This is a genomic window from Thiomonas sp. TH-17 (assembly GCF_057473305.1).
In genome coordinates this window covers 1-9,576 of the sequence record NZ_JBYCKI010000283.1, presented here as the reverse complement: position 1 = coordinate 9,576, position 9,576 = coordinate 1, and the positions used below count along the sequence as shown (strand labels likewise).

Genomic DNA, 9,576 nt, shown 5'->3' with positions numbered 1-9,576 from the left:
GGGGTCAGGTCTAGCTTCATAGCATCTGCTCTTGGGTTCGCAGCGCACGCTGTTTGCTCTTTTCCGCCAAGAAGGCGGGGTAGCAAAACCCCTGCTGCGTTGATGGCTCTGCGCGAGTAAAATTTGTGCATCGCAACAAGAAAAGGTCGGAGTCCATCATGGTGTATGACCTGTATGAAACCCAGCGCTCGCTGATGCGGCCGCTGGCTGATTTTGCCGAGGCGGCCGCCAAGTTTTACGCCAACCCGGTGTGGCCCGCGGTGCCGCACAACGTCACCCAGCGCGTCTCGGCCAGCTACGACCTGATGCACCGGCTGCTCAAAGACTACGAAAAACCCGAGTTCGGCATCAATAGTGTGCAGATCGAGGGCAAGACCGTCGCAGTGCAGCAACAGGTCGCGCTGGAAAAACCCTTCTGTCGTCTGCTGCGGTTCAAGCGGTTTTCTGACGACGTCAGCCTGCTGGGCAAGCTCAAGGATGACCCGACCGTGCTCATCGTGGCACCGCTGTCGGGCCATCATTCCACCTTGTTGCGCGACACGGTGAAAACCATGCTGCAGGATCACAAGGTGTTCATCACCGACTGGGAAGACGCGCGCATGGTGCCCACCGAGCAGGGTCGCTTCAGTCTGGATGATTACGTCGCCTACATCCGTGAGTTCATTGCCGAGATCGGCCCCGATGTGCATGTGATGTCGGTCTGCCAGCCCACGGTGCCAGTGCTGGGCGCCATATCGCTCATGGCCAGTGCGGGCGAGATCGCGCCGCGCAGCATGATCATGATGGGCGGCCCCATCGACGCGCGCAAGTCGCCCACGGCGGTGAACAACCTGGCGATGAACAAGAGCTATGAGTGGTTCGAGAACAATGTGATCTACCGCGTGCCCGCCAACTACCCTGGCGCGGGTCGGCGCGTGTATCCCGGCTTTTTGCAGCACAGCGGTTTTGTGGCGATGAACCCCGACCGTCACCTCACCTCGCACTACGACTACTTCCTCGATCTGATCCGCGGTGACAACGATGATGCCGAGTCGCATCGCCGTTTTTACGACGAGTACAACGCCGTGCTCGACATGGACGCCGATTACTACCTCGACACCATCAAGTTGGTGTTCCAGGACTTCGGTCTCGTCAACGGCACCTGGACGGTGGAAGGCGAGGCCGTGCGCCCGCAAGACATCCACCGCACCGCGCTGCTCACCATCGAAGGCGAGCTCGACGACATTTCCGGCGCGGGGCAGACCGAGGCGGCGCACGACCTGTGCACTGGCATCGCTTCGGTCTGCCGTCAGCATTACGTGGCCGAAGGCGCGGGGCATTACGGCATTTTTGCGGGACGGCGCTGGCGCGAAAAGGTCTATCCGGTGGTGCGCGATTTCATTGCCGCGCATCCACAAGGTGCTGCGGGCGACCCGCCGCGCAAACCGGCGCGCTCCCGCGCCTCCGCCTGAACCTGTTTACTCATGCCCGTTGCGACCGGCACCTTAGCCGCGCAAATCAACGCCCTGCTGCCGCAAACGCAGTGCACCCGCTGCGGCTACCCCGACTGTGCCGCCTATGCGAAGGCCATTGCCGAAGGCCAGGCCGACATCAACCGCTGCCCGCCCGGCGGCGCGCAGGGTGTTGAAAAACTCGCTCATCTGCTGCAACGCCCGGCGACCGCGCTCGACCCTTCCTGCGGAACGGAAGGCCCGCGAGAGCGCGCCGTAATCGACCCGACCCAGTGCATCGGCTGTACCTTGTGCATTCAAGCCTGCCCGGTGGACGCAATCGCCGGCGTTTCCAAGCGCATGCATACCGTCATCGACGTCTGGTGCACCGGCTGCGCCCTGTGCCTGCCGCCCTGCCCGGTCGATTGCATTCGCATGGAAGCACTGGCCGACCCCGCTCTGGTCACCCGCACCGGCTGGAATGCCTGGAGCCCGGCGCAGGCCGACGAGGCCCGCCAGCGCTATGCTCACCACCTCGAACGCCATCCCCGCCAATTGGCGCAGGCCGCGGCCGCCGAGCTGGCGCAGTCTGAGCCGCCCGCTGCACCGGCACCTGCGGCAGACCGCAAGGCCGCTCTGCTGCAAGCGGCGCTAGCGCGCGCCCGGCAGCGCCAGCGCAGCGCCCCTTGAATTGCGAACTTCAATCAAAACACCACAAAATGACCACAAAACCCAGCAAATCCCTGCAAACATTCCCGAACCCCGCACCTGGGCGCGACTATCACATCCACATGCAGGTACCTGAATTCACCTGCCTTTGCCCGCTCACAGGGCAGCCGGATTTTGCGCGTTTCGACATCGACTTCATTCCCGACAAAAAGTGCGTCGAGCTAAAAAGCCTCAAGCTCTATATGTGGAGCTATCGCGACGAAGGGGCATTTCACGAGAAGGTCACCAACGCCATCCTCGACGATCTGGTGAAGGCCATGTCGCCACGCTTCCTGCGCGTGACGGCACGCTGGTATGTGCGTGGCGGCATTTACACCAATGTGGTGGTCGAGCACCGCAAGCGCGGGTGGAAGCCAACGCCGCGCGTCGAACTGACGCAGTTCGACGCCGCCGAACCCGCAGCAAATTAAGACGACTTAACGAAACTTGCTCAAGCCTTGAGCAGTTTTGACGGCTGAATACGCAAAATGGCATTCAGCCCGGTCACTAGTACCGAGCCGTCGGCCAAGGCAAGCACGCCATAGGGCAGATGCAACTCGGCGGGAAGTGCACCTGTAGTCACCTTCTCACCCGCGCCGGTGCCGGCCAGGGTGGAGACTTCGCCTTGCGGCGATATGCGGCGCACCCGGTTATTGCCGGTATCGGCCACGATCAGGCTGCCATCGGGCGCGAACGACAGGGTTTGTGGGTGTAAAAACAGCGACTCCCCCACGTTGCCATCGGCAAAACCGCCCTTGCCGGGTTTGCCCGCAAAGGTTGTCACCGTGCCGTCGGGCGTGATTTTGCGAATGACGTTGTTGAAGTATTCGCTCACGTAAATCTGCCCCTGCGCGTCCAGCGTCAGCCCGACCGGGGTGTTGAAGCGTGCCTGCGATCCCCGCCCATCGCGCCAGCCAGTATCGCCGGGTGAACCCGCCAGGGTGCTGACCACACCTTGTGCGCTGATGCGGCGCACCGTGCTGTTGTAGGCGTCGGCCACATACACCACGCCCTGTGCGTTCACGCCCAGCCCGACGGGGTGATTGAATCGCGCCTGCTGGCCAGTGCCATCGGCAAAGCCTTCGACCTCCAGCTTGCCCGCCAGGGTGCTCACCCTGCCATCCCGGCTGATGCGGCGCACCGTATTGCTGCCTGAATCGCTCACAAACAGCGTGCCATCGGTGGCCACCGCCACACATTCGGGCGAATAAAACCGCGCCTGCATCGCCGGGCCGTTACGGGCGTCGCGCTGCTCCACCTGCCCGGCGACGATGCTGACCTGGCCATCAGTACCCAGCTTGCGCACCACGCTGTTGACGTAGTCGGCCACAAAAATATTGCCCCGCGCGTCCAGCGCCATGCCGCGCGGATCGTGAAACCGCGCATGGGCGAAGTCGCCGCCGTTGTACATGCCTGGGCCGATGGCGCCTGCAAAGACCTCCAGCGTGCCTGCGGCCTGCGGCGCAGCAAAAGCGGTTTGGCTGATCAAAGGGGACAAAGCCGTGCCCAGCGCCAGGGCTCCGGCCGATTGAATGAAGTGTCGTCGCTGCATGAGAATTCAGGCAAAGTGCCCGCGACGGTTGCGCGGTTGAGGCTCAAGCTTATGTCAGCAGATTTTTACTTGCAGGCGTGCCACTCAAGTGCCGCGCCGGTCGACCAGTGCGCGGGCGATGGTGCCCAGATCGACATATTCCAACTCGGCCCCGGCGGGCACGCCGCGCGCCAGACGGGTGACGCGCAGGCCGCGCGGACGCAGGGTTTCGGCGATGACGTGCGCCGTCGCCTCGCCTTCGTTGGTGAAGTTGGTCGCCAGAATCACCTCCTCCACCGCGCCGTCGAGCGCGCGGGTCATCAGCCGGTCGAGGCCGATTTCTTTCGGCCCCAGCCCGTCGAGCGGGCTGATGCGGCCCATGAGCACGAAGTACAGGCCGTGGTAGGTGAGCGTCTGCTCGACCGCGGCCAGATCGGCGGGGCTTTCCACCACGCAGAGCTGGCGCGTATCGCGCCTGGGATCGGAACAGATGCTGCACACGGCGTCTTCGGTGAGCGTGTTGCAGCGCGCGCAGCGCTGCACTGCGCCCAGCGCCGCGTCGAGCGCGCGTGCGATGTGCTGCGCGGCCTCGCGGTCGTGTTCGAGCAGGTGATAGGCCATGCGCGACGCCGACTTCGGCCCGACGCCGGGCAAATGCCGCAGGGCGTCGATCAGCGCGTCGAGCGCGGGCACATGGCCGGGCGCGGCCTCATGCATGACGTGTAGAGGTCAAGTTCGGGGCCACTTCAGTTCAACTTCGCCAGTCGCTCAGAACGGCAGTTTCATGCCGGGCGGCAGGGGCATGCCCGCGGTGGCGGCGCCCATTTTTTCCTGCGACGTGGCTTCGGCCTTGCGCACCGCGTCGTTGAAGGCGGCGGCCACCAGGTCTTCGAGCATGTCGCGGTCTTCGGCCACCAGGCTGGGGTCGATGTTCACGCGCTTGACGCCATATTTGCAGGTCATCGTCACCTTCACCAAGCCGGCGCCCGACTGGCCTTCAACCTCGATATTGCCAAGCTCGTCCTGGACGCGCTTGAGGTTGTCCTGCATCTGCTGCGCCTGCTTCATCAGGCCGGAAAGTTGTCCTTTGTTGAACATGGGGTGTCCTTCGATTGAGAAATGAAATCGCCGCGCGTGCAGCACCGCGGCATTGTCGGTCAGGCCGATGTCGGCTGCGCTGACGGGGGCATGGGCTTGAGGCTGCCGGGCACGATTTGCGCGCCCAGATCGCGCATGAGCTGCTGCACCAGCGGGTCGTTGTGAATCGCGGCCTCGGCGTCGGCCTGCGCCTGGGCCTTGGCGCGCGCGTCGCGCTGCGTCACGCTGTCGGTCACTTCGCCGGCCTCGGCGCGCAGCACGATGTCTTGTCCCAAGGCCAGACGCACGGCGGTCTGCAGCTTGTCGAGCGAACCGGCGCGGGTGAGCTGTTCGTTGGGCACGCGCAGCAGCCAATCCGTGCCTTGCATGGCTACTAGTTCGCTTTGCTGCGCCAGCGCGCGTGGCAGACCCGCGGGCACTTCCAGCCGCTGCACCAGCGCGGGCCAATCGGTGTCGGGCGCAACTTGCAGGGGCGGCTTGATGTCGGCGGTGCGGGGTGGTGAGGTGGGCTGCGGCTGGGTTTGCGGTTCGGGCTTTGCCGCATAGTTTGTCGCCGGCGCTTCCTCCGCGGCGAGCACGGGGGCGGTGGGCGCCAATGGGGCGCTCAAGGTCGCCGCGGTACGCGGCATGGCCTTGGCTGCGGTTTGCACCGGGGGCGCGGATTTGGTGGCCGGTTGTTCGCGCTGTGCCGCGACCTGCGCCGCAGCCGACTGCGACGGTGGCGAAACGGGAGTCGCCGCCTTGGGCAGCGCCAGCCCGCCTGGCGGCAGGTTGGGCACGCTGCCCGACATGACCGGGGCGAAGGCCAGCAGGCGCAGCAGGGTCATGGTGAAGCCGGTGCGGTCGTCCGGGGCGAGCGACAACTCGTTGCGGCCGTGCAGCACCGTGGTGTAGGCCAGTTGCACCATCTCCGGGTTGAGTTGCGCGGCCAGGGCGACCAGCGCATCGTGCTGCGGGTCGTCGGCATCAGCGGCCTGTGGCACGAGTTGCAACAGGGCAATGGTTTGCAGCAGCGCGGCCAGCTCTTCCAGCGCCGCGCCGAAAGACAGACCGCGCGCTTCCAGCGCATCGGCCTGATGGATGAGCGCCACACCGTCCTGAGTGGCCAGCGCCTGCAGAATTTTCAGCAGATCGCTGCGATCAACCGTGCCCAGCATCTGCTGCACCGCCTCGGTCTCCACCCGCCCTGCGCAGTAGGCCAGCGCCTGATCGGTGAGCGAAAGCGCATCGCGCATCGAACCGTGCGCGGCGCGGGCGATGAGGCGCAGCGCGCCGTCGTCTGCCGGCACGTTCTCGGCCTGCAGCACCTGCTGCAGATGGCCGACGATGGCGCCCGGCATCATCTGCTTGAGGTTGAACTGCAGGCAGCGCGACAGCACCGTGACCGGCACCTTCTGCGGGTCGGTGGTGGCGAGCACGAACTTCACATAATCGGGCGGCTCTTCCAGCGTCTTCAGCATGGCGTTGAAGGCGTGATTCGAGAGCATGTGCACTTCGTCGATCATGTACACCTTGAAGCGGCCGGCCGTCGGTTTGTAAACCGCCTGCTCCAGCAGCGTGGTCATGTCTTCGACCCCACGGTTGGAAGCGGCGTCAAGCTCGATGTAATCGACAAAACGCCCGGCGTCGATCTCGGTGCACGCCGGGCACACGCCGCACGGCTGGCTGGTGACGCCGCCCTGCCCGTCTGGCCCGGTGCAATTGAGCGCCTTGGCCAGAATGCGCGACACCGTCGTCTTGCCCACCCCGCGCGTTCCGGTAAACAAATAGGCGTGATGCAGACGGTCGTGGTCGAGCGCATGGGTGAGCGCCCGCACCACATGGTCTTGTCCCACGAGGGAGGCGAAAGATTTAGGGCGCCACTTGCGCGCCAGCGCGACGGAAGTCATGGGCCTGATTCTAGGAGCCTGTCGGGCTTGGGTCGCGTAGAGCGAAAAAAGGGTGTAGGGATGGCCTGTGGCGGCGGATTTGCCGCTCCATAGCCGAAGCTATGGAGCAAGAAGCCGCTGCCGCAGGACGCCGTACAGCCTTTTTGCAGCGCGCGATTCCCAAGTCCGACAGGCTCCTGGGAGCCTGCATCATCACTTGGCTGAATCCAAAACCGTCGTGGCGCCGTAGAAAGAAGAAACCCTCTCCCCGCAGGCCCGCCGCCCGCTTCGACACCTTGCTCCACGCTCCATGCGCCCTTCCTTGCCGACCCTGACCCGACTTTGCCAGCGTCTCGCCTTGGCCTGCCTCGCCCCGCTCATGGTCGCCTGTTCGCCGGTGACACTGATCAACCGGCTGACACCAACCGACACCTATACCTTCAGCGGCGGCATCGCCTACGGCTCCGCCCCGCGCGAAGCGCTGGACATCTACCGGCCCAACGCCGCCACGCTGCGCAAGCCCCCGCCCGGCGGGGCTCCAGTAGTGGTGTTTTTCTACGGCGGCAGTTGGACCAGCGGTAACCGGGCCATGTACCGTTTCGTCGGCGAGGCGCTGGCCGCGCGCGGCATCGTCACCGTCATTGCCGATTACCGTCTCTATCCCGAAGTGCGCTACCCCGACTTCCTGCGCGACAGCGCCCGCGCCGTCGCCTGGACGGCGCAGCACATCGCCCAGTGGGGCGGCAACCCGCACCAGATCTACCTCATGGGCCACAGCGCCGGGGCCTACAACGCCGCCATGCTGGCGCTCGACCCGCGCTGGCTGCACGCCGTCGGTCTGCGCCGCGCGGGTCTGGCCGGGTGGATCGGTCTGGCCGGACCCTACGACTTTCTGCCCATCACCGATCGCGACGTCCAGCCGGTCTTCCATTTCCCCGACTACCCCACTGGCTGCATGCCCATCGACTACGTTCACGACGCCCGCGTGCCGCGCACCTTTCTCGGCGCAGCGCGCGTTGACAGCCTGGTCAACCCGCAGCGCAACACCGTGCAACTCGCCCAGGCCTTGAAGGCCGACGGCGCCCAGGTCACGCTCGATCTCTACAAGGGCGTCAACCACGAAACCCTGATCGGCTCCTTCGCCACCCCGCTGCGCTGGATGTCGCCCGTGCTCGACGACGTGGTGGATTTCGTGCACGACGCCCCCCAGCCGAGCGCGGCAGCCCTTGCTGCCACCCGGACCACCCCCTGATCGGCGGCCTTGCGCCGCGCTGGCGGAGCACCCAAAGTTGTCTTCCGACCGCACCCGCGGGCTGTTGGGAGGCCGCTCATGCCCACCCTCACCCGAACCCTCCCGACCCGCAGCCCAGGCTCGCAGCCGCGCGCAGCCTGGACGCCCCGCTATTCAGTGAGCTTGCCGATGATTTTCACCGCAATACCCCCGCCCGGCACCACCGCACCGGCCAGTTCGCAACCCGCGTCGAGCAGCATCTCGCGGGTCATCACCTTGCTCAGCTTGTCCTTGAACCACTGACCGTTCTCGCTGACCTCGCCGGTCAGGCCGTTCACCTCGATGACCCCGCGCTTGTCGGCGGTCGACCAGATGAACTCGAACGCGAACACCGGGCGCCAGTAAAGATGCAGGCGCTCCACCACAATGCCGTCCGACTGGATGTGATGCGCGTTGATGCTGTTGCCGTTGAGCGCGGTGCTGGCAGCCAGCAGCGCCGCCTGCTGCGGCACGGTAGGCTTGATCAGTTCCTCGCGCTCGATCTGCTCGACCTCGGAAAACTTGTATTTGGTGCGATAGCCATCGAGCGTGCCCGGCTTGATGTCGCGCCCCAGACCATCTGAAAACTGGTCGAAAGCCATCTTGCGGTGACACATTTCGGTCACCGCCAGGTCGATGCGCGCCTTGTCGCCCTGCCGCGTCACCTCGTATTGCTCGCCATTGAGTTCCACCTTGTGCGCATAGGGGTTGTGCACCGGCACCGGGTAGGTCATCTGCGTGGTGTAGTCCACGCCGCGCGTGGCCGTCACATGCCAGAACGGCTCCAGGCGGAACTCCTTGCGGCTCAGGCGCACCGTGTCTTCGCGCGGCCGATTGAGCGGGTTGAACTTGGCCAGCATGCCAAAGGCCGACAGCTTTTTCTTCTCCGCCTGTTCCTCCGCGGCGCGGGCCGGGTACACCTCATCGAACAAATAGATGCGGATGGCGGATTCGTCGAGTTGCAAAGTCTGCTGCGGGAAGCTCATCGCGGGTGGTCCTGAGAGGGTGTCGCCTTGTTGGCGGTCGGGTTTCGGTGTTCAAAGTCTAAGCGCAGGCCAGATCGTCAAAATTACCCCCGCCACCCCTGCCCTTCGCGCCGGGCGCGGCCCAGGGCTTCGAGGGTTTCGAGGATGCGGGGCAGGCTTTTTTTCCAGGGGCCGCGGCCTTTGAAGCGGGTCGCCAGCGTCTCAAGGCACAGCGGCTGGGCGCTGGCGGCGAGCAGGTCGGCCACGGCGCGCATCTGTTCGGGCAGGGTGGACGGCCAGGGCTGAGCGGGTGGCAGAGAGACACCGGTTGCTGGCGGAACAGGACCAACCGTTGCAGTTGCAAAGAAATGGTCTTCCGTTTCGAAAATGTTGAGAGATGCAACCCGCGGCGGATATGACTGCGGGTGCTGGAACGCCGGACGCAGCCAGCGCACCTGTCCAGCGGCTTCTTCGGCGGCGCGGGCGTGGTTGAGGGCGAGCAGGCGGGTGAGCAGCGTGAGGGTTGCAGCCCGAGCAAGGTCTGCGGCGCCAGTCTCCCCACCCCGGCCCTCCCCGCAAGTGGAGAGGGAGTGAGGCGGTGCGGCGAGGTCGCTCCAGCCGTAGGCGGCCAGCACGGCGGCGTCGAGTTCGGCGTGCAGTTCGGCGAGCACGGCGACCAGGCCGAGCTGGTGCGTGGTGCGCTCTT

9 protein-coding genes and 1 pseudogene are annotated in these 9,576 nt (G+C 65.3%); 4 read left to right on the top strand and 6 right to left on the bottom strand.

Translation table 11 applies throughout. From position 1 onward, the window contains the following. Positions 1-158 precede the first annotated feature (158 nt). Genes AC2VLV_RS15930 through queF form a run of 3 tightly spaced genes read left to right on the top strand, consistent with a single transcriptional unit; the run spans position 159 to position 2,569 of the window. The gene (locus AC2VLV_RS15930) at positions 159-1,451 is read left to right on the top strand and encodes a polyhydroxyalkanoate depolymerase (RefSeq protein WP_486990911.1); all 1,293 of its coding nucleotides are present in this window, start codon (positions 159-161) and stop codon (positions 1,449-1,451) included. 12 nt (positions 1,452-1,463) lie between these two features. Then, positions 1,464-2,120: an RnfABCDGE type electron transport complex subunit B gene (locus AC2VLV_RS15925; protein ID WP_486990910.1), complete on the top strand. Its 657-nt coding sequence runs from the start codon at positions 1,464-1,466 to the stop codon at positions 2,118-2,120. 29 nt (positions 2,121-2,149) lie between these two features. Continuing rightward, positions 2,150-2,569 carry a preQ(1) synthase gene (gene queF / locus AC2VLV_RS15920; protein WP_486990909.1) on the top strand — a complete coding sequence of 140 codons (420 nt, stop codon included), beginning with the start codon at positions 2,150-2,152 and terminating at the stop codon, positions 2,567-2,569. A 20-nt stretch (positions 2,570-2,589) separates the two neighbouring features. Here queF and AC2VLV_RS15915 read toward each other — a convergent pair whose 3' ends face one another. From AC2VLV_RS15915 to dnaX, 4 genes are all read right to left on the bottom strand, one after another. Then, complete coding sequence (locus AC2VLV_RS15915; protein ID WP_486990908.1) at positions 2,590-3,690, bottom strand: NHL repeat-containing protein; 1,101 nt, start codon at positions 3,688-3,690, stop codon at positions 2,590-2,592. A gap of 84 nt (positions 3,691-3,774) precedes the next feature. Beyond that, positions 3,775-4,386 (bottom strand): recombination mediator RecR, encoded by a 612-nt coding sequence (recR, locus tag AC2VLV_RS15910; RefSeq protein ID WP_486990907.1) that lies wholly within the window; start codon positions 4,384-4,386, stop codon positions 3,775-3,777. Between the two features lie 51 nt (positions 4,387-4,437). After that, complete coding sequence (locus AC2VLV_RS15905; protein WP_486990906.1) at positions 4,438-4,767, bottom strand: YbaB/EbfC family nucleoid-associated protein; 330 nt, start codon at positions 4,765-4,767, stop codon at positions 4,438-4,440. Between the two features lie 59 nt (positions 4,768-4,826). After that, positions 4,827-6,656, bottom strand: a complete 1,830-nt coding sequence (gene dnaX, locus AC2VLV_RS15900; protein WP_486990905.1) for a DNA polymerase III subunit gamma/tau — start codon at positions 6,654-6,656, stop codon at positions 4,827-4,829. A 289-nt stretch (positions 6,657-6,945) separates the two neighbouring features. Between dnaX and AC2VLV_RS15895 the strand changes: the two genes are divergently transcribed. Further along, positions 6,946-7,887 carry an alpha/beta hydrolase gene (locus tag AC2VLV_RS15895; protein WP_486990904.1) on the top strand — a complete coding sequence of 314 codons (942 nt, stop codon included), beginning with the start codon at positions 6,946-6,948 and terminating at the stop codon, positions 7,885-7,887. 149 nt (positions 7,888-8,036) lie between these two features. On the opposite strand, the gene AC2VLV_RS15890 is transcribed toward AC2VLV_RS15895, so the two are convergent. Beyond that, positions 8,037-8,891 (bottom strand): hypothetical protein, encoded by an 855-nt coding sequence (locus AC2VLV_RS15890; RefSeq protein ID WP_486990903.1) that lies wholly within the window; start codon positions 8,889-8,891, stop codon positions 8,037-8,039. A gap of 83 nt (positions 8,892-8,974) precedes the next feature. After that, a pseudogene (locus tag AC2VLV_RS15885) lies at positions 8,975-9,576 on the bottom strand (class I SAM-dependent DNA methyltransferase); the annotation flags it as partial.